Origin of the sequence: Anoxybacillus sp. J5B_2022 (assembly GCF_026847645.1) — a bacterium.
Lineage (GTDB): Bacteria > Bacillota > Bacilli > Bacillales > Anoxybacillaceae > Anoxybacteroides.
The window spans coordinates 82,233-107,747 of sequence record NZ_JAPSMC010000002.1 but is presented as its reverse complement, the minus strand read 5'-3'; the positions used below and the strand labels follow the sequence as shown (position 1 = coordinate 107,747).

The following is a 25,515-nucleotide window of genomic DNA, read 5'->3' as shown; positions in this document are numbered from 1 at the left end:
CTCACCCTTTGATAATAAGATAAGAAACGATTTCAAAATCTTGTAAATTCGTATTGGCTGTTGTCATCAGTTGATCTAAATTTCCTAAGCTGAAAATGTTCAACGTTGCATGTTGATCGATTTTTCCGACAATCTCTTCTACCGCTTGTTCAAGCAATTGTTTATATACGCCCATCTCTTTTCCGTTTTTCGTTTCCTCGTAAAATGCCGCATATAACTGGCTTTCTCCTTCGTTTTTTCCGTGGCATAATGATCGGTATAAATCCAAAATTTTTTTCACATGGACGTGGTTGTATAATACTTCGCCATTTTCTTTCACATACACTAAGTAGTACGGGTGAAGGGCGTTTTGTTCATGGGTAGTCGTAAAATGATTGATTTGCTTTAAACAAAAAATAACCCCTGGATGAATGTCGTCTCTTAGTTTTTCATTTTTGTTTACTGTGATGCTGAACAGTCCAAAAGGTGCTGTTTCGATCATTTCTTTATTTTGTTTCATAAAATTCAATAAGTCCATGCGAAAATCATCCATCGTAAAGTCGGTTAGCGAAATGTTTCCAGAAATATCTTCTAAATCTATTACTTCGCTTTGTAGTTTTTCCAGTTGTTTTCTCCGATACTCAAGGTCTTTCATTTCGTTGCTGTTGCTAGAAAGGACATCTTCTTCCCCGGTCGATGAAATATCGAGAATTGCCATGCGGTCTTTTACTCTACCGACAAGGTTGATGTACTCGTCAAGTTCCATTGGCGGCCAGAAGTTCACGAGCTGAATGTGCTCGTTTTTGCTTCCGATTCGGTCAATTCGGCCAAACCGTTGAATAATGCGCACCGGATTCCAGTGAATATCGTAGTTAATTAAATAATCACAGTCTTGCAAGTTTTGCCCTTCCGAAATACAGTCTGTCGCAATCAAAATGTCAATTTCGTCTGTCATATTAGGCATCAGTTTTCCTCTCTCTTTCGACATAGGAGAGAAGTGCATTAAAACGTTATTAAAGTCCGTTTTTTGCATCGGAAACGTCGTTTTCGGCCGGTCTTTCCCTGTTACTACTGCACAGTGAAGATGGAATTCGTGCCGAATCCAGCGATGCAAATGTTCATATAAGTATTTTGCAGTATCAGCAAACGCCGTAAAAATGAGTATCTTTTTATTTTGTCCATTGATTGGGTGTGCGATTTTCTGTTGAATCATCTTTTTGAGCGTCAACATTTTTTGATCGCGTTCCGGTGTCACTTGGCTAGCATAATTCAACAACTTTTGCAAAATGGTCCGATCATATAATAAATCTTGCTTCCAGCGGATACGATCAATATCGCGAAGTGCAATTTTCACTTTTGCCCCGACAAATGCTTCTTCCAATTCATCGTCTTCCATGTCAATCTCAGCGAACTCGCCAATGTTAGTAGCTTCGATCTCGATTTTAGACAGCTGAGCATCAATTTGTTCAATAATGTTTTTTAATGTTAGTGAGAAAGAGTAGATGCTGCTTTCTAGACGCTTTAATAAGTTCGTTTTCATTAAGTAGACGAGATTGTTTTCACGGTCTGTTTGTTTTAACACACGCCCATTGGCGACTTTCGTGTCGTATTTTTCGTGATAAAACGCCTGCTTATGCGGTAAAATGTATTTCATCGGCGAATAAAGCGCAAACCGCAAACGTAAAATGTCGTTATTAATGATAGAGAGCGATGGGAATTCATCATTTGCATCAATCGTCTCTTTTATATTGATCGGCTTTAACCGTTGCGGGAATTTCCCGATCGCGTTCACATTATAATATTTTTCAATATGACGGCGCGAGCGAGCAATCGTTAGTGAATCAAGCAATGTAAAATAGTCCCAGCTCAGCATATCCAATAGCCGTTCTGTCGTTCGTTCTTCTTCAGGTAAGTTACTCCATTTTTTAAATTGCGATTGTGCACGGCGAATCGTTTGGTTAATGCTTTTAATATTGGCGGTTTCCGCTAATGCTTTATCATTTCCTTCTGTAATAAAAGCAATTTGGTTTTTTAAATCGTCCAGTTTGTTGTTAACAGGAGTCGCGGAAAGCATCAACACTTTTGTTTTCACGCCTGCTTTAATAATATCGTTCATTAAACGTGAATAGCGAGTAATATGGCTTTTCCGCGGGTCATTGTTACGAAAATTGTGCGACTCGTCAATGACGACTAAATCGTAATTTCCCCAGTTGACGTATTCTAAATTAATGTTTCCGCTATATCCGCTTTTGCGCGACAGATCGGTATGATTCAGCAAATCATAAGAGAAGCGGTCTTCGAGCAAACTATTTCGTTTGTCATTCGCACGGTAAATTTCCCAGTTTTCGCGTAGTTTTTTTGGTGCAAGCACAAGAACGCGATGATTTCGTAATTCGTAATATTTAATGATTGCCAATGCTTCAAATGTTTTTCCTAATCCGACGCTATCAGCAATAATGCAGCCTCCATATGTTTCAATTTTATTAATCGCTCCAACCACACCATCGCGCTGAAAGTCATAAAGTTTATTCCAAATCGTTGTCTTTTCAAAGCCCGTTTTCGTTTGTAACGTGCTGTAATCGCGCGTTTCTTGCAGAAAATCTTTAAAAAGATTGTAAAGTGTAACAAAATAAATAAATTCGGGTGTGTGCTCTTGGTACAATACCTCTAATTGGCGCAAAATTTGCTCCTTTACATCTTGCAAGGCATACTCGTTTTTCCAAATATCATCAAACTGGCGTATTAATTCCATATTCTCTTTTTCATCATCCGTAATCGTGTTAATATACATGTTGGACGAGTTGCTGTAGCCTAGTCCTGGGCTCGAAAAAGGAGCGCCACCGACCAATCCAATTTGCGTTCCGTCTTTATTTTGGACATGGTATAGCCCGCCTTCAATTTTGCGCGTAGTAACCGATTTTATTTTCGCTTTTTGCTTCAACCATTTCGCAAATTCTTTTGCTATGTACGCTTGGTTTAGCTCGGCTTTATATGTTTGCTCTTCTTCCACACCGTATAACAATGTTTCGTTTTTTGCGATTTTTTCGTTCGCTAAATAGTCCCCTCTCACAAAGGCTGGTTCCGTAAAAATGAAACGAAACTCTTCGATTTGTGAAAGCTCCTTTTTTAATTCTACAAAAGCATATAACGTAAAATGAGCTGCCGCAATAGAGAGTTTGCTCCCTTTTTGCATATGCTTTTTGAGCACATCCCCCACTAAACCACGTTGCTTATTATCAATCATTCCTTTGGACATGTCACATCGGAACTCCTTATTGGTTAGTTACAAAACCTATTTCGACATGATTTTATTGTATCAAAATAAAGATGACAGAAACTGTCGAAATCAGTCGGAAGCGTGCGTTAATACAAGAAAAAACTCTACAACTATAATAAAAAGCAAAAACCCCATCATCACCAAGGAAGGGGGCATTCCTTTCTCTTGAGCACGTAAATACTTCTTTGATGCATCTTGCAGGATTTGTGAATCGTTTACAAATAAATGATCAAACCGTTGTGGAATGGTTAACACCTTTTTTCCATAATACAATATACATCTACCTCTTTCCTTGATTGATTATCATTCATTTTCATCAGCAATAAAAAAAAGCCATAGCTAAATGCGCTATGACTTCATTTCCGCCACCCTACGCACCTCTTCTTCGCTTCGGTCGAGGAGATGGGCGATTTGCGTGATACTCATTCCTTTCTCCACCATTTTCTGAATCATTTCTCGCTCTTTTTCTTTTGCCCCTTCTATTTTTCCTTTTTGTTCATACGAAATGATTAATTCCATCACCTGTTCACCTTCTTTTCCACCCATTTTCTTCACCTCGTTTTGGAATTGTTTCTCTTCTTGTTCAGTTAACTTTACATATGTTTCAAAAAAACCAATAAGTAAGCGTTGCTTTGCTTCGTCAACGTTCAGGCGAATAAGCATTCGGAAAAACTGCTTTTTCAGCTCAACTCGTTCATTTTCATTATATCCCATTTTGCTTAATAGTGCCGTCGCAATCGGATTTTCACTCCGAATGTAATCGCGCCAGTTTTGCTTACGAAGTTCGACAGCCAAAAACTGAAACTGCAACACATGAAGAAACGGAAATTGAAGCGTAAACGAAGACGGTTCATCGCGGATAAAATCGTAGCTGAATATAGCGATTGGAAGAATATTCGTGCGATACTTTTCAAATAGGCGACTAAAATAAATAAACATGCGCTCTGGAAACGATGACTGCATGTAGCTTTGGTTCTCGACATGGATAATAATGATGCCAGCTTCTCCTTTTAATTTCGTCTGAATTAAAAGGTCAACTCGATACTTTTCTCCAGCAGTCACATCAGTAAAAAGTTCTTCAGACAAAAAAGACAAATGACGAAAATCAATGTGCTCGTGTACATGGGGGAAAAAGAGAAGAATAAACTCTTCAAAAAACGTAGTAAGCAACTCTTTAAACAACCGATCATGATCAATAGCCATCAACACACCTCACTTTCTGAAGTATCAAATACTCTTTCGACAAAATCATCGAAAATCCTGCCCGAACAAACGAAAAAACAGAGAGTCACTTGACTCTCTGGGGGGATTGCTTCTATGCACTATGACCCGGTTGCAAATACAAAAGGAGCGACACGATGCCGCTCCCTTCTTGACCTGCCATCCATATGAACGACAGCGTTTATTCTACGCACAATTTTACAACAAAAACACGACATGTCAACACACACCATCCTTGTAACGTAACGAGCTCGCCTATTGCATAGTGGTAAAACAAAAATCCATAGCCCCTCCCGCTATGGATCCACTCTATTCACAAAGCTTCAGGCGGGCTTTCACTCCCGCATCTCCACCAAGGGCGATGGCTGCCTGTTCCTCTGAACGCTTTGTGTGATTTTTATCTATTACGCCGGTATTGTCAAGCATTCATGACACCCCAAGCCATGCATACATGAGGAAAAAAACAAAAATCATCGTCAACATCGTACCTAACACGGTTTCATTATGAATGTCTCGACCTTGGTGCAGTTTTTTCAACAACAACACAACATTAAAAAACCATAGTCCTGAAACAATAGGTAAGACGACCAAATGGAGATAAATCATACATTCACTTCCTTTTCTTCCATTATAGCAACAATACAAAAAAGACAGAAGCTGTTTTGCTTCTGCCGTCATCCTTTAAACAAGTTCTAGCGCCACGCTTTCTTTTAAGCCAAGCGTTCGCGCGGCGAGCGCTTCGACGTCGCGTAAAAGCGTTTCGGTTTTCATGAGCGACACGCCGTAGGAAGGAATCATTTCTTTTATTTTCGGTTCCCATGCTTTCATTTGTTCTGGGAAGCATTTTTCCATCACTTCAAGCATGACATGCACAGCGGTCGAAGCGCCTGGGGACGCGCCAAGTAAAGCGGCGACGGAGCCATCGTGTGCCGCAACGACTTCTGTACCGAATTGAAGCGTGCCTTTTCCGCCCGTTTCCGTATCTTTAATGACTTGCACGCGCTGTCCGGCAACGATTAAATCCCAATCTTCGCTTTTTGCGTTCGGAATAAATTCTCGCAATTCTTCCATGCGCTGTTCTTTTGATAACATCACTTGCTCGATTAAATATTTCGTCAACGGCATATTTTTCGCCCCAGCTGCAAGCATCGTCAAAAGGTTATGCGGCTTGACGGACGTGATTAAGTCAAACAGCGAACCGTTCTTTAAAAACTTTGGCGAAAAGCCGGCAAACGGTCCAAATAGCAACATTTTTTGATTATCGATAAACCGCGTATCCAAATGCGGAACGGACATTGGCGGCGCGCCGACTTTCGCTTTGCCGTACACTTTCGCATGATGTTGCTCGACGACTGCTGGATTATTACACACCATAAATAGTCCGCTCACCGGGAAGCCGCCGATCCCTTTCCCTTCAGGAATGCCGGATTTTTGCAGTAAATGCAAACTTCCTCCGCCAGCGCCGATAAAGACGAATTTCGCCGCATAATGTTCGACTTCCCCGCTCATTAAATGGCGCACTTTGACTTCCCATAAACCATCACTTGTCCGTTTCATGTCGTCCACATGATGGTGATATCGAATATCGACACCTTTACTCGCTAAGTAGTCGAACAACATGCGCGTTAACGCACCGAAGTTGACGTCTGTGCCTGATTCGATTTTTGTCGCAGCGATCGGTTCCGTCACGATGCGGTCTTCCATCATAAGCGGAATCCACTCTTTTAGTTTTTGTGGATCATCGGAAAATTCCATGCCTTGAAATAACGGATTGTTTGCTAATGCGTCAAACCGTTTCTTTAAAAACGCGACATTTTCTTCCCCTTGCACAAAGCTCATATGCGGAAGGGGCATAATAAATTCTTTCGGATTGCGAATGCGGTTTTTTTGCACAAGATACGACCAAAACTGTAACGATTCGTGAAACTGCTCATTAATTTTAATCGCTTTGCTTACATCAATCGACCCGTCCGGTTTTTCGACTGTGTAGTTTAATTCACAAAGTGCGGCATGACCTGTTCCGGCATTATTCCATTCGTTTGAACTTTCGTCTGCTGGTTGTCCTAGTCTTTCAAAGACGGTAATGTTCCACCCCGGCGCTAATTCTTTCAGCAATGTCCCTAACGTTGCACTCATAATCCCGGCGCCAATTAAAATGACATCTGTTTTCGTTTGTTTGCTCACCATATGAACCCCCTTGATTTACAAAAGCACGCAAGCTTGCTTGCAGCGCAAAAACTACGACCTGCCATCCCTTTTCGGATTAATTATAACACAATTAAATTATAGTATGTCACTATTATTCATAAATTTAAAAATGTGCTTATATTATTTTTGTTGCGTATTAAACCGCTACCCAATGACACAAATCGACACTATTCTGTCTATATTGATTTTACAAAATCGTTTGATATTTTGCTAGCATGATTTTTATTCACTATTTGGATCACGAAGAGTTATTGCAAACGTCGCATTTCGCTCAAATGGCTTAACAAGGAAAAAAGCGAACAGACATCAACATCTGTTCGCCTTTTCGTTACTCTACGCTCGCTTCTTGCGCGCGAATAAATTCCTCATAAAACGCGGCTAAGGAAGTGTAAATGTAAGGGATAAGCCATAATAGTCCAATGCCTAGGGTGAAAATGGTTAAAAATCCCCAGCCGATAAAGCTTAAGTACAGTAAAAATAGTTTCCATTTGTACCCTTTCATCCGTTTTTTGCTTTCGGTAATGGCTTGGAGCGCACTGTATTCCGGATGATCTTTTAATAGAAAAAATGTTTGCGAGTATGCGAGTGACTTGATAATGCCAGGAATTATTAATAAAAGACTCCAAAGAAAGACGAAAATGCCAAATAAAATCGACGTGCCGATTAGCTTAAGCGGCAATTTTGCTGGCGTGTAAGCTGAAAACACGCGTGAGACGTGAAGAGATTGCCCTCTATATACGTCTAAAAACGCCCAATACATCGCAATGCCTAACGGAATGAGAGCAAAGGAGTACAATAAATTAAAGATGCTCGCCGCTATCGGCGGGTTTTCTTGCTCAATCCATTCGTTCCATCCACCGCTTGCGACAATTTCAATGATGGTTGGGAAAATCGCATTGATGAAAAAGTACACAAGCATAAATAAAACCGCCGCGCTCCATTTTCCTTTTAGCGCCTGCCTCGCTTGCCGCCTCAGCATAGATAATGTCATCCTCATTCCCCCTTTAAATGTACGATACAATAATATACGAGTTCCTTTCCTACTTTATCATATATTCCAGAAAAATTCCATGTGTTTTTCCTTGATACAATACAACGTTTATTCTCTGGATAGCGGAAAACAATCGTATCACTTCCTGAATGACAATTTCTAAATATTTTAATATAATCATACATATGGATATGGGGGTGAGGAAATGAAAAGTATTAAACCGGGGCGCGGACCTTCGTTTCAAGGAGTAGCAGGGAGCATCGTTGCGATTGTGTTCGGCATCTTTTGGACGGTGATGGCGTTTTCTATCACCGCCGATTCGCCTTTTCCTGTCACGAACTTTTTTCCCTTCTTTGGACTTATTTTTATCGGGCTCGGTATTTTTCAAGCCATCTACCACTATAAAAATGCGACAGGGAAAAATCGCATGTCCGTCATCGACATTGTTGATAGCGACGAAGAGCCAGATCCGCTAAACGCTCGGTTTGGCAGAAAGCAACCTCGTTTTTCAACAGAAGACGTTGTAGCACGCGATGACAATAGAAATTATTGTCCATATTGCGGCCAACAAGTACAAAACGATTTCAATTTTTGTCCAACATGCGGAAAACGTATTTGAGGCGCCCCTCCTTTCAGCGCCTTGTTTTTTATCTTATCTCCTTCTCACAGACGACACAGCTTTAAGCGGTTGAATGAGCAAATCCGCACTTCTTTCGGCTAAACTCGTTCTGCCGTTTGCCCGAAATAGTGCGTTTTCTAAGTTCGCCAGCGCATTTTTCTAAAAAATGATATCGTAATACCGGTTGTTTTTTAACAACTGTAAAAAATCTTTCGCCTCCATCTTCGCATCGACTGTAACAGCCGTACCGTCATCAATTTGTAAAAACAAACAGAAGCGGACACATTGTCACCGGCAATACTTTTGAACAAGACTCCCCATCCGTCCGCTAACTTTGTCTTTTCACGATCACTTTGCACACTTCTTCAAGCGGCTGAATGACCGCGGACATGTCCAAATCGGCCAGCCCTTGTGCTAATGCCTCAGAGAACGCTCGTTCCGCCGTTTGTCCTAAATATTGCGTCATGCCGGCAGTTTCTAGCAGTTCGTTTGCCAAGCGGACGTCTTTATGCACATATTTTACCGCCCCACCCGGCGCAAACTGGCGGTCTAGCACATATTGTTCCATATGCCGCCTTAGCATCCGGCTGTCCCCGTAACTGACTTTCAACAAGCGATAAAGCTGTTCGGCATCCAAGCCAAGCGCCACACCTGCGACCATCGCTTCCGCAGCCGCCACCGAATGAACAGCAACAAGGTATTGGTTCAATAGCTTCGCAACGCTCCCCGAACCGCTCGGGCCTAAATATTCGACCGTTTGCCCGAGAACGCGAAGCAAAGGCAACACACGTTCCCATGCCGAGCGCTCGCCACCGACCATGATCGTCAACGTTCCTTGCTCGGCTCCTTCAGGCCCGCCGCTAACCGGAGCATCCAAATAGCTTATGCCTTTTTCTTTCGCTTTCGCTGACACCGTCTTGCTTGTATCGGGCCCTACTGTTGTAAAATCAAGACAAATTGAACCCGGACGCGCATGGTTGACGACACCGTCTTCGCGCAAATAAACACCCATCACATCTTCCGGCATCGATAAACACGTACAAATGACGTCGGAACGGCTTGCTAGTCTGGCAATCGTTTCCTCCCTTACCGCTCCTAATTGCATGAGTGGCTCCGTTTTCGCCACAGAACGATTATATACCGCTACTTCATAGCCAGCCGCAAGCAGCCGCTTGGCCATTCTTGCGCCCATGACGCCAACACCAATAAATCCGATCTTCATTTCGCTTCACTCCCCTTGGACCTATTTGTTTTCACGTTCCAATACGTGTGCAGAACACCACGCAAAGCTCGCTTCACTCGTTGTCTTCGGTATGTATTCCAATCCGACGGCCCCTGTATAGCCGCATGACTGTAAAAACTGAAAAATGCGTTCGTAATGAATTTCTCCCGTCCCTGGTTCATGCCGCCCTGGAACATCGGCAATTTGCACGTGGCCGATTAGCGAAAAATAGGCTTGAAACGTCGCGATTAAGTTCCCTTGCATTCGTTGCATATGATAAAAATCGTATTGCAGCTTCACGTTCGGCATGCCGACCTCTTCGATGATTTCGGCGGCCTCGCGAATGTCTGTCAAAAAATAGCCCGGCATGTCATACGGATTAATCGGTTCAATCAAGAGCGTCAGACCGTGCTGTGCCAACTTTTCCGCCGCATATTGAAGGTTGTCGATATACACTTCTTTGGCGCGCTGCCGATCTAACTCCGGTGGAAGCATCCCAGCCATGCAGTGAATCAAAGAAACGTTCAAGTTTGTCGCATAACGAATTCCTTCGTCTACCGACTGTTTGAACTGCCCGATCCGATCGGGAAAAATGGCCAACCCGCGTTCCCCTTTCTCCCAATTGCCCGCTGGCAAATTGATCAACACAAGCGAAAGGCGATATTTTTCCAGCTCTTCGCGAATTCGTTCGGCCGGTTCGCTATACGGAAATTGGCATTCAACGCGGGAAAAGCTGAACTCTTTTGCCTTTTGAAACCGCTCGATAAATGGCACTTCTGTAAAAATTGTCGACACATTGACCGCAAACTGATCCATCAGTTCATCCCCCGCTTTTCTCACCATATACATTTTATTTTCTAGTAACGGCCGAAAATTTCCTGCTTGCGGCAAAAGTTGGCGCAGATTGCAGCAGAATTTCTTCCACTGTTCATTCTTCATTATAGATGCAAGAGCTTCTTGGCAACTTGCACCGGAAAATACATAGTGCATACAGGCCATATCGCCGCTATTTTCGACAAATCCATTCCTCTCGCTAGAATTTTTACAAACCTTTATGCTATAACTAAATGGGGTGATTGTATATGCTCAAAGAATTCAAACAGTTTGCCATGCGTGGAAATATTGTTGACTTAGCGATTGGGGTCATTATCGGCGGGGCTTTTAATAAAATCGTTTCTTCCCTTGTCAATGACATCGTCATGCCGCTTGTCGGGCTATTGCTTGGCGGGATTAACTTCAGCAACTTGTCGTTTACAATTGGCGAGGCGGTTGTAAAATACGGAATGTTTATTCAAACGGTTGTCGATTTTCTCATTGTCGCTTTTTCCATTTTTCTCGTTGTAAAAATGCTAAACAAATGGCAGCAGCGCAAAAAACAAGAAGAAAAAACAGAAACTCCGCCAGCATTGACAAAACAAGAGGAACTGCTTACGGAAATTCGTGATTTGTTGAAAAAACAATCATTTGAAAGAGAATAAAGTTGCTTTATTGCAGTCCATAATCAATCTTCAAGCTGCAAAAGAACATATTCTATATCTTAGGCGCGTTCTTCCTGTTCGCCCGAACCGCCGCCGTACATGTGAAACTCGGGAAGGATATGAACCGCTTCGGCAAGTTTTTATCATGTTTTTGCGCCGGTTCTTCATGTAGAGTCTTTACTGTCTAAAAATAAAACGCTTTTTTTTAAACTTTTTTTGTTCGATTGGATGAGGTGCATAGCAAACTCAAGCAATTCACCATGAGGAATGCGTTTTAAAAGAAGTTTAGTCAAATCGCGCACAGGCACTAAGTGAATGTTACAGAATAATAATAACTTTATTACAATTGTATTACATCTTGTCGAAACTTATCGAATTTGTGTTACTATAAAAAAGGGGTTTGATCTCGACTGACAAGAAAAAAATTAGGAGTCCGGGTTATATGTTTAAGAAAATTCATTTCGTTTCCATTTCGATTGTATTTTTTTTGATAATTCCCTTCTTTTCCTTTGCGAAAGCGAATAAAAGCAACTTGCCGCTAAAAACCGTTTATCACGTAAAAATAAACGGCAAAGAGATTGGTACTGTAAGCGAGAAAGAAATCGTGGAAGAAGCGATTCAACAGAAAATTTCACAGCTCGAAAAACAATATCCACAGCTAACCTTTTCAGCTCCTAAAATTACATATGAGGCGGAGCAGACATCTCGTCTAGTCACAGATGATGCGGCTGTTAAGTGGATTCATAAAAGACTGAAAATTAAGGCAAATGCGGTTACAATCATATTCGGTGAGCATTCCGTAGCAGTGAAAAATAAAACGGATGCCAATAAGGTCATCGAGCAATTAAAATCAAAATACGTCCCATCTCTTCAGCCAAAAGAACAGACCAATGTACTAGATGTTTCGCTTTCCACGAAGCCTCTGATAAAAGAAGCAAAAGTAGAACCTGAAAACATTCTTTCTGTTGAAAATGCGGTGAATTACGTGACAAAAGGAACGCTTGAGGAGCAAATACATACCGTTCGTGAAGGAGAAGTATTAAGCACGATTGCTAAACAGTATAACTTAACAACAGAACAAATGTTACTACTTAATCCTGGCATTAAAGTGGACAGTTTGCTGCAAATTGGGCAAAAACTTAATGTCACTGTCTATCAACCGCTCGTTGATGTCATTGTCAAGGAGCAAGCTCGGCAAATCGAAGAGATCCCATATGAGATTGAAACGATTCCTAATGAGAGCATGTATAAAGGAGACATCAAAGTAACGCAAGAAGGAAAAAACGGGAAAAAAGAAGTTCTTTATCAACTCACGAAGAAAAATGGACAGATCGTAAAAAAAGAAGTCATTAACGAAACGATCATTGAAGAACCGGTTAAGAAAATGGTGATTAAAGGAACAAAAGTACTTTCTTCTAGAGGGACAGGTCGTTTCGCTTGGCCGACAGTAGGCGGGTATATTTCAAGTAGAATGGGCTATCGCTGGGGCGAATTCCACAAAGGAACAGATATCGCTGGATCAAGCCGTTCACCTATTTTAGCAGCGGACAACGGAACCGTCACTTTTGCCGGCTGGGATGGCGATTACGGAAATAAAGTAGTGATCAATCACCGTAATGGGTTTAAAACGGTTTACGCCCATATGAACTCCATTACGGTGAAGCGCGGACAAACGGTTGCTAAAGGATCGAAAATAGGTACAATGGGATCAACAGGAGAATCTACCGGAACTCACTTGCATATCGAATTATATAATAACGGAAAATTAGTGAATTTTTTACAATATTCGCGTTAAACAAACGCATCGAACATTGGCCAGAACGTGCTCCTTTTTAGATGGGAAACTCCATTTAAAGAAAGGAGCGCTTTTTTTGTTCTACCAATCTATATAAGTTGCCGTTTTGTTTCAATATCAGCCTACACACATGAATACAGAGAGAAAGATATGAAAATCTTTGTTGCAACTTATCCAAAAAGAACGGCTGACTGCAACATGAATGTTGTAGTCAGCCGTTCTGAACCGCTCTCATTATGTTTTTCCGTTCACTTCGATGAACGGTTCACTTCCCAAAAAATCCTTTTAACGCAAAGGCGACGTTTTGCGGCCGTTCGGCGAGGCGGCGCATGAAATAGCCGAACCAGTCGTTGCCAAACGGAACGTAAATGCGCATCGTATACCCTTCTTGCGCGAGCTGAAGCTGCATGTCCGTACGGAACCCATACAGCATTTGAAACTCAAATTGGTTCGGGGAAATGCCGTGTTCTTTCGTAAATAGTTTCACTTTTTCAATGATGTGATGATCGTGCGTCGCAATGGCGGTATAGCTGCCGCTCAATAAATGCTCCTTGATGATGTTCATGTAATTTTCGTCAATTTGCGCTTTGTCTTGGTAAGCGACTTCCGGCGGCTCTTTATATGCCCCTTTCACTAACCGGAGCGAAACGCCTTTTAACTCTTTCACATCTTGCTCGGAACGGTACAAATACGCTTGAATCACTGTCCCAACATTATCGTACGTTTTGCGAAGCTCACGCAAAAGATCAAGTGTCGCTTGGCAATGCGCGGAATCTTCCATGTCAATGCGAACAAAGTTGTTATATCGTTTCGCGGTTTCGACGATTTGCCGCATATTGTCTAAGCAAAAATCGAAATCAATATCGAGCCCGAGCTGCGTTAGTTTTACAGAAAGGTTGCTGTTGACGCCCGCTTTGTAGATCGCTTCGAGCGTGCGCACATTATATTGCGTCGCTTCGATCGCCTCTTCGTGATTGGATACGAATTCGCCTAAATGGTCAAGCGTACAAACGAGCCCTTTATCATTCAATTCTTTTACTTTGGCAATGGCGCTTTCAATCGTTTCGCCGGCGACGACTTGGGAGGCCCCGAATCGAAGCCCCCATTTTTTCGCCGCTTTGTTTAACGTTTTGCTTTTAGAAGCGTATAGAAAAATATTTTTAGATACCGCTTCGATCATGCGACTCCCTCCTAAAACGCCTCACATACCGTTTTCGCTTGCATGTGAAGAAGTAAATAGTCAGGGCCGCCTGCTTTCGAGTCTGTTCCCGACATGTTAAAACCACCAAACGGTTGATAGCCGACAATCGCACCCGTGCAGCCACGGTTAAAGTAAAGGTTGCCGACATGAAACTCTTCCCGCGCTTTTTCAAGATTAAAGCGGTTGTTCGAAATGACCGCGCCTGTTAAGCCATAGTCTGTGTTGTTGGCAATTTCAAGCGCATGGTCGAAATCTTTCGCTTTTGTAAACGCAACGACCGGACCGAAAATTTCTTCTTGCATGATGCGCGCACTTGGATCGACATCGGCAAATACCGTCGGCTGAATGAAAAAGCCTTTCGAGTCGTCCCCTTCGCCTCCTGCCATCAGCTTCCCTTCTTGTTTGCCGATTTCGATATAGCTCATAATTTTGTTATAAGCCGCTTGGTCGATGACCGGTCCCATAAACGTGCTTTGCTCTTCCGGATTACCGATTTTTAATTGTTTCGTCAATTCCACGACACGGTTTAACACTTGGGCATACACGTCTTCAAGCACAATCGCCCGCGAGCATGCGGAACATTTTTGGCCGGAAAAACCGAATGCAGAGGCGACAATCGATTGTGCCGCTAATTCCAAATCCGCTTCTTTGTCAACGATAATCGCATCTTTGCCGCCCATTTCGGCGATGACGCGCTTGAGCCATTTTTGCCCCGGCTGAACGATCGCCGCCCGTTCGTAAATGCGGCAGCCGACAGCGCGCGAACCGGTGAATGAAATAAAGCGTGTTTGTGGATGCTCGACTAAATATTCGCCGACTTCTGCCTCTCCGCCTGGCAAATAGTTCAACACGCCAGCAGGAAGGCCGGCTTCTTCCATCACTTCGACAAATTTCGCTGCCACGATCGGCGCGCGATCCGACGGACGCAAAATGACCGTATTGCCAGTGACAATCGCGGCGACCGTCGTTCCAGCCATAATCGCGAGCGGGAAGTTAAACGGAGAAATGATGAGTCCCACACCTAACGGAATATAGCGGAACGTATTATGCTCGCCGCTGCGGCTCAATACCGGAACACCGTTTTGCAGAGAAATCATTTGCCGCGCATAATATTCGAGAAAATCGATCGCTTCTGCCGTATCGGCATCTGCTTCTTTCCACGACTTGCCCACTTCTTTGACTAAATAAGCCGAAAACTCATGCTTTCTTCTTCGTAAAATCGCCGCAGCGCGGAATAAAATGTTGGCGCGCGCTTCTGGCTTTTCTTTTTTCCACGTTTCAAACGCACGAAGCGCGGCAGCCATCGCTTCGTCTGCTAACGCTTTCGTCGCTTTTGAAACGATGCCGACCACTTCTGTTTTATTGGCAGGATTAATCGAAACAATTTTTTCTTCGGTTGTTACACGCTCATTTCCGATGATGAGCGGATATTCTTTTCCGAGCTGCGATTGCACATATTGCAACGCCGCCTGAAACGCCTGGCGGTTTTGCTCGACAGAAAAATCAGTAAACGGTTCGTGTTGATAAGGTACAGCCACTTTCATCGACCCTTTCTATGTCTGTTTGATGAATATTATAATGAATATTTTGTGAAAATTCTTTGTCAACTATCTATAATGATCGTGCTTCATATTTGTGTGTCGAGCACAATATCACCCTTATATTGGTAAAAAAGAAGGTCGATATATAGCATCATCCGCTGTTCAAAATCGTCTAGGTTAAGCGGGGCAATCGTTTGAATTCGTTTTAACCGATAATGCAGTGTATTCGGGTGCACATATAAGCATTCAGCCGTTTCTTTAATTTTTCCGTCGTTTTTAATGTATTGCTTTAATGTTTCTAGCAATTCGGTTTGATTTTCTTCATCATATCTTTGTAGCTTCTTCAGCTGCTCGTTTTGATAACCTTGCCGCTTGTACTGTTCGTAAATGGACGGCAACCAACGATAAATGCCTAAGTCTTGGTAAAAGTGAGCGATCTGTTCCCGAAACTGTTGCTTCCTTTTGACAACTTCGGCCGCTTCAGCATAGCTTTGCCTTATTTTTAGAAAGCCGCGGTATTCACCACCGACGCCGACAAGGATATCGCGATGTAAATCGCAATGAAAATCGTTTTCTAGCTTTTCAAGAAGCGTTTTCGCTTGTTTAGTGGCAATGCTCGGTTCACTAGCCATCGTACCGATCACGACGATCCATTGTTCATGATGTTCAATAAAAAAGGTTGGACCACCGAACGATTTCATCAGAAACGTAACATAATGACGAATCGTTTCTTTTTTCGCTGCTTGCATAATACGAAATAGTGCGACGGTAAAAGCAGCCGGCAGTCGAATTCCTTTTAATTCCGCCTCCATTTTCACATCGTGCTCGCTGCGGTCGTCCGGCTGAAGCAAGCTTAGCAACCACTGACGGATTTCTTCTTGCCGCTTTTTGGAGCTATTCATGCTTTGTTCTAACCATCGGGCAGCTGCTTTCGCCGCCTTTAGCAAAAATCGCTTCTGTTCCTCATTCAGTTCTCCGTTCGTTTCTTGTACCCATAAATAACCGTATATATGTGGCCCATTTTTTAGGCAAACAACCGTGCGTGAGCCAAGTCCGATCTCTGGCAATGGCGGAATTTTGACGACACCATCCGCCGTCTCAATGCGATGAATCCAGCCCGTTTCATGCAAATAATGAACAACGTGCGCCGCGGCTCGTTTGCTTAAAATCGTGCTCATACGCACCACATCTGGCTCATTATGATTTCCGCTATACGCCATCAGCTCTAAATCGCGCGATTCAATCGTCACTGGACAATGAATCGCTGCCGAGATAAAATCGACGAGTTCATGCAATGAAGAAAACTTCCTTTCATCCGATGGCCAATCAAGGTTTGTCACCTTCATTTTTATTCTCCCTTCTGCAAGCCCCTTTTCTTTATTATACATGACGCCCAAAAAGAAAAAACGCCCGTTGTGCGAACAGGCGTTTATGTATTCGCTTTCATTCAGTTGGTTGTAAAAACGTCTTCGGCATGACGACGGCGACCACTTCACCGCGGGCGCAAACCGTGTCTCCCGCATATACTTCCGTCTTTACTTTCCACTTTTTCGGATGAATTTCTTCAACCGTTCCAATCGCCTTTAGCGGCACCCCATGTGGAGTCGGCTTGAGAAACTCTACATTCAACGAAGCGGTCACAAAACGTGGAGGTGCTTCTCCACTTCCTAGTTCATAGCCGTTTTTACGATGTAAGGCAAGCGCGGCAGAACCTGTTCCGTGGCAGTCAATGAGCGAGGCGATTACCCCGCCGTACACAAAGCCGGGAATGGCGGTATGTTCTGGGCTTGGTGTGTAAATCGTCACCGTTTGTTCTCCTTGCCAGCCGGTACGAAAATGATGCCCGTGCTCATTCAAACGCCCGCACCCGTAGCACCATGCAAAATCATCTGGATACTCATCTTGCACGGCGTGTATTATTTTTTCTTCCATGAATCATCTCCCCCTTTTCCATAGTATAACGTAGCAGTCAAGTGCTAGACAAGAAAGAGAGCGGTTCTTTTCTCGAACCGCTCCTTATTTATTATTCTACTTCCGGCTTCTCTGCGGTGACCCCGACGTCTTTCCACGTCAACTTCGAGCTTGGGTCGACCGTAAAGTTTTTCACTCGGTTGTTTACTGCATAAAGCGCTGAACGATACAACGTTGGAATGACAGGAACTTCCTCGTTCATTAACGCTTGCCATTCGTTATAAATCTTTTTCCGGTATTCTTTATCAAACGCTTGTTCCGAATGCCCTTTTTCGAGCAGTTCATCGTTTTTCTCGTTCACCCAGCGCGAATAGTTGAACATGACGTTTCGTCCATATAGTCCGTATGGGTCGACGTTCGTTCCTGTTGCCCAAGCAGCGGCGAATACATCGACTTTCGGGTCGTCTTTTTCGACCATATCATAAAACGAGTTAAACTCCGCTAACCGCCCGTCGACTAATTGAACGTCTAGTCCGACATCTTTCCAGCATTGCATATAAAACTTCGCTAACGGTTCGGCGACATCCGAGCCGCTCATCGAAAGGAAATGAATCGTAAATTTCTTTCCGTTTGGATCTTCGCGAAGCCCATCGCCATCTTTATCTTTATACCCTGCCTCATCCAACAGCTTTTTCGCTTTTTCAGGGTCATACGAATAGCCTTTTGCCTCTTTATCATGGTAGCCAGGGAACGATGGTGGAATGAGCGTTGTCGCAGGGAAACGCAGCCCGTGGTATAGTTTGTCGCCAACCGACTTGTTATCAATCGCGTATGCCATCGCTTGGCGCAATCGTTTGTCTTGGAATTTTGGATTGTCCATGACGTTCTCCTGCTTTTTCGCATCCCAATGCCCGAGCTTAAAGCCGATATAGTTGTACGCTAAGTCGATTTTGCCAACGAATTGAATATTTTTCGTTCCTTTTGCCCCAACGTATTGGTCAGTTGGGAACTCCGCCAGATCAATTTCGCCTTTTTTCAAGGATTGAAGGACGACTTTCGGGCTGACGACTTTCACAATGACGCCTTTTAAGTTCGGTTTTCCGCCATAATAGTCATCGTTGCGCACCATTTCCACCGATTCGCCTGGGACGATTTTCTTCACTTTAAATGGTCCGAACCCAATCGGATTTTTGCGAATTTTATCGGACTGAGCCAGCTGCTTAATTGGAATATCTTTTAAATAATGCTTTGGCAGCGGATATGCCCAAATTCCGGTTAATACCGATGGATTCGCATGGTTCCACGTAATCGTAAGCGTTTTGTCATCGATGACTTTAATGCCTGAAATCGTCGATGCTTTTCCGCTATGGTACGCATCCATGCCGACAATATCTTGCATGAGCGCATCGCCATACCGCACCCCTGTATAATCTTTATTGCCGATGACTAAATACGCATACTCTAAATCTTCTGCCTTCACCGGCTCCCCGTCATGCCACTTCACGTTGTCTTTAATTTTAATCGTCATCGTCTTTTTGTCCGCGGAAAGCTCGTACGTTGCCGCTCCATCATTCGTAATCTCGTAATCTCCGTTTGTGCGGAATAGCGATTCATCAAAAAACTGCAAAATTTCCGCATCTGGCTGCCCTGTGTAAAACGCGTAGTTCAGCGTCCCCTCAAACGGTGTGTCCGACACTAACCCATACGTAAGGACTCCGTCGACAATTTTCCCATCGTTTTTGACCGTCATTGGGAAATTGCCGATGTCTTCTTTTGGTGCAGTCTGTTCTGTCGGTTTTTTTGGATTGCTGCTTGTCGAGTCGGTGCATGCGGACAATACCAGTGACAGTCCGGCGAGCACGCTAAACAACTTCCAATACCTTTTTTTCACTTTCATCTCCCCCTTTTATCCTAATCGTTGTCTTGCATCAGCCGCACGTTTTAACGCTTGGCCGATAAAATTTATACACAACATCATTACTAAAATAAGCAACGATGCTGGTAACCAAACCCACCATTTGTTTTGCAATACATCGGGATTTGTCGCATAGCTGACTAACGTTCCTAAGCTTGGCGTGCTTTCTGGGAGACCAAATCCTAAATAGCTTAGCCCTGACTCGATTCCGATGTTGCCTGCAAGGTTCAGCGTTAAATTAACAATAATAATCGAGCTTAAGTTCGGTAATATTTCCCGAACGATAATTTTCCAATCGGGCGTGCCGAGCGTTTTGGAGGCGCTCACATAGTCCAGCTCCCGTTCTGCTAACGTCTTTGCGCGAATGAGCCGCGCTTTTCCTGTCCATAGAAAGGCGCTCATAATCAAAATAAATGTAAACACGTTATATTTCGGAACGATTGCCACGAAAACAATGACTAACATTAAAAACGGCAAAATGAGGATAAAATCAATGATGCGCATAATCACGTTATCGATTACTCCACCGAAATAGCCTGCAATTAAGCCGACCGTTAACCCGATCAATCCTGTTAGCAACGTAATCGCTAACCCAATGGTAAACGAATTTTTCGTTCCAATGATGAGTTGCCCTAAAATATCCCTTCCACCGTAGTCTGTTCCTAGCCAATGCTCGGCAGACGGCGGGGCGTAGATGGACAAAAGATCGACTTTGACGATTTCTTCTTGATCCAACATAATGGAAGCCCCGTATACAATGAAGAGAATGAGCGAAAGAAGCAGAAGAGAACTAAGCGCCAGTTTATCTTTTACTACTTCCCGCCATAGAACAGAAAAGGGCGAATGTTCTGTTTTTTTCATTCTTGTCCCCCCTCCTCTACTCGATTCTTATTCGCGGATCGACAGCGCTTAAAATGATGTCCGACAACAATGTCCCGACTAATGTCGCGAGACCGGAAATCATGACAAGTGCCGTCACGACGCTATAATCTCGCTGCATAATCGATTGCAAAAAAAGCTGTCCGATTCCTGGGTAGCTAAAAATAGATTCTAAAAAAACCGAGCCTCCAATTAGTCCAGTAATTTCATACCCTAAAAATGCAGCAATCGGCAAAAATGAATTGCGCAAAATATGGCGTGAATAAATTTTCGCTTCCGGCACTCCTTTTGCCCGTGCGGTGCGAACAAAATCTTTTACTTTCGTATCGATAATCTCGCTTCGCAAATATTGAATAATACCTACCGTGCTAATCAACGCACCAGATAAAGAAGGCAATAAAAGATGATTAAACTTGCTTATGTAATAATCGAATGTCCCTTCTTCTAGTTGAATATCGACGCTACCGCCCGTTGGAAACCATCCGAGCTTAAACCCGAACAGAAAAAGCATAATGAGAGCGAAAATAAATAGCGGGGTCGCAAAGCTAACATAGCTATATCCAACAATGAGCTTATCTGCCCATGAGTCTTGCCAACGGCCGGAAATCACTCCTAACGGGACAGCAATCGCGTATGTCAGCACTAAAATACACAACGAAAGCAACACTGTATTCCACATTCTCCCTGCCAATAAATCGGTCACAGGCTGTTGGTGGACGTAGGACATGCCTAAATCCCCGTGGAGCAAGTTTTTTATCCATCGAGCATATTGAACATATAGCGGGTCGTTTAGCCCTAATTTTTCTCTCATTTCTGCTAGCGTTTGCGCATCCATTTTTGGGTTGTTCGCTAGCTGACCAGTTAAAGCGTCGCCAGGCATCGCTTTTGCCAGCAGGAAAATAAGCACACTTAAAATAAATAGCTGCGGAATCATCATGACGATACGTCGCAATATAAATTTGACCATCCTCTCGACTTCCTCTCTTACGGGATCGCAACCGAATGGGTGTTGGAAATGCGTTTTAGCGGATATGCTCTTCCTTCCGCATTAAAATAACGAGAATACGATTGTTCATATTCTTTTTCGATTTGTTGCCGCAATGTTTGCTGCTCTTGCCGTTTTAACGGGTCAGCGTTCGGAATAGACGACAACAGTCTTTTTGTATAAATATGTTGCGGATTTTGAAATATTTCTTCCTTCGTCCCTTCTTCGACAAATTGCCCGCGGTACATAATGCCAATCCGGTCGCACATATGGCGAATGATTCCTAAATCATGGCTAATAAACAAATACGTCAACTGAAATTCTTTTTGAATGTCTTTCATGAAATTTAACACTTGCGCCTGCACCGATACGTCAAGTGCTGAGACAGGTTCGTCGGCGATAATCAGTTTCGGATTGAGCGTAAGGGCGCGGGCAATGCCGATCCGCTGGCGCTGACCGCCGGAAAATTCATGCGGATATTTATAGATGGACTCCGGATGCAGCCCTACTTTTTCAATAAAATGTTGCACCTTTCGTTTTTCTTCTTGCGGAGATAGTCTTTCAAAATTGCGCAACGGCTCGGCGACAATATCTAATACCCGTTTTCTTGGATTAAGGGAAGAGTATGGGTCTTGAAAAATCATTTGAATGTCTTTTCTGTATTGCGCAAATTCACGGCGGCTTAGTTTCGTCAAATCTTTTCCGTCGAACAAAATTTCTCCCGCTGTCGCTTTCACTAAGCCAATTATCGTTCTCCCCGTCGTCGTTTTCCCGCATCCCGATTCCCCGACTAATCCGTACGTTTCCCCTCTTTGCAGCGCAAAACTAATATCATCGACCGCTTTCACATGTCCAATGACCTTACGAAAAAACCCGCCGCGCACCGGATAATATACTTTTAGGTGATTGACTTGGAGAAATGTCATGCCCTTTCACCCCCGTCGGGAAAATAAAAATGTTGGTAGCACGTGCAGCGAACCCAATGATTCGGCTCGACTTCCCGCAATATAGGATGTGATTCGTGGGTAGACTCGTCCATCCAGCCAATTCTTGTGCGGAATCTGCAGCCCGTTCTCGGAAGTTTCGTCAACGGTGGCACAATCCCTTGAATGACATGGAGCGTTTCTTTTGAAGTTTGTGCGGAAGGGATAGACTGCAATAAGGAACGGGTGTACGGATGTAACGGACGGGTAAATAGCGTATATACATCTGCAAGCTCGACAATTTCGCCTGCATACATGACAGCGACTCGGTCGGCCATTTCCGCAACCACTCCTAAATCATGGGTAATTAAAATAATTCCTGTGTTCATTTGTTGCTGCAAGTCTTTTAATAAACGAATAATTTGTGCTTGAATCGTGACATCTAACGCGGTCGTCGGCTCGTCGGCAATAATGACCGCTGGATTACAAGCAATCGCAATCGCAATGACGATGCGCTGCCGCATCCCCCCTGACAACTCATGAGGATAACGGTCATACGTCTGTGCGGGATTTGGAATGCCGACACGTTGAAGCAATTCAAGCGTCCGCTTCCGTTTCTCAGAGGCAGAAAGCGTCGTATGATAGTCCATGCTTTCCTCAATTTGCTTGCCAACGGTCATTAATGGATTTAACGCCGTCAGCGGGTCTTGAAAAATCATGCCAATATCTTTTCCACGAATTTCATTTAACGCTTGTACCGACTGCGTTAACAAGTTTTTCCCTTTAAACATGACCGCTCCTTCTAGCTTCGTTCGTTCAGGCGGATGCAAGCCGATAATCGAAAGAGCGAGCGCGCTTTTCCCACAGCCTGACTCCCCGACAATCGCAAGCACTTCGTTTTCGTGAACAGTTAACGAAACATCATCGACCGCCGCGTAATATTCCTCATGAATTCGGAAAGAAACTCGCAAATGTTCAATTTGTAATACGGACTGTTTTAACAAGCGACCACCTTCTATTAAACTGAAAATTATGTATTTTTTGATTTCTATATAAGTATATTATTACAATCTTTTTGTTTTTTCAACATTTTTCTCTTTTATTCCACTAGAAATATATAAATTGAAATCAAAACCAACTATTTCGTTATTTTGCCATAAAAAATTCTCCCTTAGCCATGCTAAGGGAGAATGCGTTCTACAGTTTAAACTTCTCCACCGCTTCAAATAAGTCTTGCGCTTTGTCGTTAAGCGATTGTACGGAAGAAGAAATTTCTTGCATCGACGCCAAAAGTTGTTCGGAAGCGGCGGCAACCATTTGTGTTTGTTGTCCCGACTCTTTCGAAATGTGCTCGGTTTCTTGAATCGTCGCAGACAGTGACTGGAGCGATGTTTCCATCAAGGAAAGTCTTGCGGACACATCGTTAATTTGTTCGGTGACGTCATGTGTTGCTTGCAAAATTTTCCCGAAAATCGCCCCTGTATGGTTTGCGACTTCCACCCCTTTTTCCGCTTCTTGTAAGACGTGCTCCATCGCTGTCATGGAGTGGGACGTATCGTGTTGGATTTCGCTTAATAGCTTATGAATTTGTTTCGCAGATTGCGACGATTGCTCCGCGAGTTTTCGCACTTCATCCGCAACGACCGCAAAACCGCGTCCGTGCTCGCCAGCTCTCGCCGCTTCAATTGCTGCATTTAGCGCCAACAAATTCGTCTGTTCGGCAATCGCAGTAATCATTTGCGTCATTTGACCGATATTGTTCGAACGCTCATGAAGCGTTTGAATAAGGTGTGACGACTGCGAAACGAGTTCGTTCACATTCGCCATTTGCTGAATCATTTGTTCGACGGATGTGCTGCCGCTTTGCGCTTCGTTCGTCATCGCGACAGAGGAAGATGCCACTTGCTTCGCCCGCTCCGCAATATAGTGTGTATCATGAAGCAGTTCGTGGATCGACTGTGTATTTTGTTCCGCATATTTCAACTGCTGCTCAGAGCCGATCGCTACGCTTTCGATCGTCGTCGCCACTTGCCCGGTTGCTTGCATCGTTTCCTCTGTAATCGCCGTCAGCTCTTCCGATGCTGCAGATACTTCTTCCGTCATTTGCTGGTTAACGGAAATAATCGAGCGGAACGATTCAATGAGTTCGTTAAACGACTGCGCAATTTGGGCAAATTCGTCGTTCGTTTGAATATTCATTTTCACTGTTAAATCACCGGTCGCTGCTTGTTTCATGTTCGCTTCGATGAGCGTAATATGGTGGCGGACCGAAAAATAAAATGCCACAAATAAATAGACCATCAACACCGAAACAACCACGATCATCGAAATCGTCAACCATTTGCTTGTGTTTAACGAATCATAGCGGTCATTGATTCGCTGTTCGAGTAATTTCATCATAAATTGTTCCATCTTGTATAACTTTTCATGAGCGCGGTTCGTTCGCTCATACAACTCGGTCGGCTTAATCGATACTTGTCCGACCATTAAAAATTCTTTGTTCATCATGCCAGACATACTAATAACTTCGGTCATCGCTGTGCTTTTATATTCTTCAAATTTGTTTTGCAGTGGCTTGTCGTTCATAAACATGAGCACCGCCGAACGGTTCAATGCGTTCAACGAGTTATCAATCGCATTTAAAAAATACGTCATTTTCGACTGATCCATCTCATAAATTTGCGTGCTAAATGCCATTTTCACGCCGAGCGCCTGCGCAGAACTAATTAACTCCGTTAGTGCTGGAATTTTTTCGACCATTACGCGCGATAAATAGTTATTATCAATATTGTTATCCAACGTTAAATTCGAACGGTCAGCCACCGTCGCCATCATGTCGATCAGGTTGTTAATAATAACGTTATGGCGTGACACCGTTTCGTCCATTGTATACGTTTTCCAACCGCTTTTCATTTGTTGCCAAGCATTCGAAAAATCTTTCCACTGTTTTTGTATGACAAACGGGTCGCTGTATTGTTGTTGGACTGTTTGCACATGCTTCACTAAGCGATCTAATTGTTGCTCTGCTTTTTTCGCTTTTTGCTCACTTGCTGTGTCACCGGAAAGGTAAAGCAATGTCGCTTCCCGGTGTTGTTGTAGCGCCTGCAAACCGGCTAAAAAGTCTTCCATATATATTAAACCTGTTTTTTCATTTTGCACGAATGCCGATTTTTCACTTAATGAGCGAATGTAAAACGAACCGATCGTCACAAGCGAAAAAATGAAAATAATAAATAAGAGCATAAATTTCTTTCCAAATTTCAGTCGATTTAATAATAGCGACCCCGGCTGAAATAATTGCATTGTCGTCCTCCTTGCCATTCACTATTTTCATGAAAATTGAGATTACTTTTTATTTTATCAAAAAAGC

General features: G+C 43.3%; 20 protein-coding genes. 3 read left to right on the top strand and 17 right to left on the bottom strand.

The window, feature by feature from the left end:
* Window position 1 precedes the first annotated feature (1 nt).
* The 5 genes from M4I42_RS01225 to M4I42_RS01205 form a co-directional block, all read right to left on the bottom strand.
* A complete protein-coding gene (locus tag M4I42_RS01225) occupies window positions 2-3,235 on the bottom strand; it encodes a helicase-related protein (protein WP_268850444.1) in 3,234 nt (1,077 codons plus the stop codon).
* Between the two features lie 369 nt (window positions 3,236-3,604).
* A complete protein-coding gene (locus M4I42_RS01220; protein WP_268850443.1) occupies window positions 3,605-4,459 on the bottom strand; it encodes an Rpn family recombination-promoting nuclease/putative transposase in 855 nt (284 codons plus the stop codon).
* A gap of 444 nt (window positions 4,460-4,903) precedes the next feature.
* On the bottom strand, window positions 4,904-5,083 hold the full coding sequence (locus M4I42_RS01215; protein WP_183184489.1) for a hypothetical protein: 180 nt from the start codon (window positions 5,081-5,083) through the stop codon (window positions 4,904-4,906).
* Window positions 5,084-5,158: 75 nt separating this feature from the next.
* Complete coding sequence (locus M4I42_RS01210) at window positions 5,159-6,664, bottom strand: malate:quinone oxidoreductase (RefSeq protein WP_268850442.1); 1,506 nt, start codon at window positions 6,662-6,664, stop codon at window positions 5,159-5,161.
* 349 nt (window positions 6,665-7,013) lie between these two features.
* On the bottom strand, window positions 7,014-7,676 hold the full coding sequence (locus M4I42_RS01205) for a DUF975 family protein (protein ID WP_268850441.1): 663 nt from the start codon (window positions 7,674-7,676) through the stop codon (window positions 7,014-7,016).
* 205 nt (window positions 7,677-7,881) lie between these two features.
* On the opposite strand from M4I42_RS01205, the gene M4I42_RS01200 reads away from it, so the two are divergent.
* Window positions 7,882-8,295: a zinc-ribbon domain-containing protein gene (locus M4I42_RS01200; protein WP_268850440.1), complete on the top strand. Its 414-nt coding sequence runs from the start codon at window positions 7,882-7,884 to the stop codon at window positions 8,293-8,295.
* Window positions 8,296-8,623: 328 nt separating this feature from the next.
* On the opposite strand, the gene M4I42_RS01195 is transcribed toward M4I42_RS01200, so the two are convergent.
* Together M4I42_RS01195 and hyi are read right to left on the bottom strand one after the other, a co-directional pair.
* A complete protein-coding gene (locus M4I42_RS01195; RefSeq protein WP_268850439.1) occupies window positions 8,624-9,517 on the bottom strand; it encodes an NAD(P)-dependent oxidoreductase in 894 nt (297 codons plus the stop codon).
* A gap of 21 nt (window positions 9,518-9,538) precedes the next feature.
* On the bottom strand, window positions 9,539-10,333 hold the full coding sequence (hyi, locus tag M4I42_RS01190; RefSeq protein WP_268850456.1) for a hydroxypyruvate isomerase: 795 nt from the start codon (window positions 10,331-10,333) through the stop codon (window positions 9,539-9,541).
* A gap of 266 nt (window positions 10,334-10,599) precedes the next feature.
* On the opposite strand from hyi, the gene mscL reads away from it, so the two are divergent.
* A complete protein-coding gene (mscL, locus tag M4I42_RS01185; RefSeq protein ID WP_268850438.1) occupies window positions 10,600-10,995 on the top strand; it encodes a large conductance mechanosensitive channel protein MscL in 396 nt (131 codons plus the stop codon).
* A 442-nt stretch (window positions 10,996-11,437) separates the two neighbouring features.
* Window positions 11,438-12,790: a M23 family metallopeptidase gene (locus M4I42_RS01180; protein WP_268850437.1), complete on the top strand. Its 1,353-nt coding sequence runs from the start codon at window positions 11,438-11,440 to the stop codon at window positions 12,788-12,790.
* A gap of 265 nt (window positions 12,791-13,055) precedes the next feature.
* Here the strand turns inward: M4I42_RS01180 and M4I42_RS01175 are convergent, their stop codons facing one another.
* From M4I42_RS01175 to M4I42_RS01130, 10 genes are all read right to left on the bottom strand, one after another.
* Window positions 13,056-13,970 (bottom strand): proline dehydrogenase, encoded by a 915-nt coding sequence (locus tag M4I42_RS01175; protein WP_268850436.1) that lies wholly within the window; start codon window positions 13,968-13,970, stop codon window positions 13,056-13,058.
* Between the two features lie 11 nt (window positions 13,971-13,981).
* A complete protein-coding gene (gene pruA, locus M4I42_RS01170) occupies window positions 13,982-15,529 on the bottom strand; it encodes an L-glutamate gamma-semialdehyde dehydrogenase (RefSeq protein ID WP_268850435.1) in 1,548 nt (515 codons plus the stop codon).
* Window positions 15,530-15,618: 89 nt separating this feature from the next.
* Complete coding sequence (locus tag M4I42_RS01165) at window positions 15,619-16,878, bottom strand: PucR family transcriptional regulator (RefSeq protein WP_268850434.1); 1,260 nt, start codon at window positions 16,876-16,878, stop codon at window positions 15,619-15,621.
* A 97-nt stretch (window positions 16,879-16,975) separates the two neighbouring features.
* Window positions 16,976-17,464 (bottom strand): PaaI family thioesterase, encoded by a 489-nt coding sequence (locus M4I42_RS01160; RefSeq protein WP_268850433.1) that lies wholly within the window; start codon window positions 17,462-17,464, stop codon window positions 16,976-16,978.
* 91 nt (window positions 17,465-17,555) lie between these two features.
* Complete coding sequence (gene opp4A, locus M4I42_RS01155; RefSeq protein ID WP_442864058.1) at window positions 17,556-19,334, bottom strand: oligopeptide ABC transporter substrate-binding protein; 1,779 nt, start codon at window positions 19,332-19,334, stop codon at window positions 17,556-17,558.
* A 15-nt stretch (window positions 19,335-19,349) separates the two neighbouring features.
* Window positions 19,350-20,219 (bottom strand): ABC transporter permease, encoded by an 870-nt coding sequence (locus M4I42_RS01150; protein ID WP_268850431.1) that lies wholly within the window; start codon window positions 20,217-20,219, stop codon window positions 19,350-19,352.
* 16 nt (window positions 20,220-20,235) lie between these two features.
* Window positions 20,236-21,204, bottom strand: coding sequence for an oligopeptide ABC transporter permease (opp4B, locus tag M4I42_RS01145; protein WP_268850430.1), 969 nt, complete (start codon window positions 21,202-21,204; stop codon window positions 20,236-20,238).
* 17 nt (window positions 21,205-21,221) lie between these two features.
* Window positions 21,222-22,148: an ABC transporter ATP-binding protein gene (locus tag M4I42_RS01140; protein ID WP_268850429.1), complete on the bottom strand. Its 927-nt coding sequence runs from the start codon at window positions 22,146-22,148 to the stop codon at window positions 21,222-21,224.
* Window positions 22,145-23,149 carry an ABC transporter ATP-binding protein gene (locus tag M4I42_RS01135; protein WP_268850428.1) on the bottom strand — a complete coding sequence of 335 codons (1,005 nt, stop codon included), beginning with the start codon at window positions 23,147-23,149 and terminating at the stop codon, window positions 22,145-22,147. Before M4I42_RS01135 ends, M4I42_RS01140 begins: the two co-directional genes overlap by 4 nt.
* Before the next feature lie 193 nt (window positions 23,150-23,342).
* Window positions 23,343-25,448 carry a methyl-accepting chemotaxis protein gene (locus M4I42_RS01130; RefSeq protein WP_268850427.1) on the bottom strand — a complete coding sequence of 702 codons (2,106 nt, stop codon included), beginning with the start codon at window positions 25,446-25,448 and terminating at the stop codon, window positions 23,343-23,345.
* Window positions 25,449-25,515: the final 67 nt, after the last annotated feature.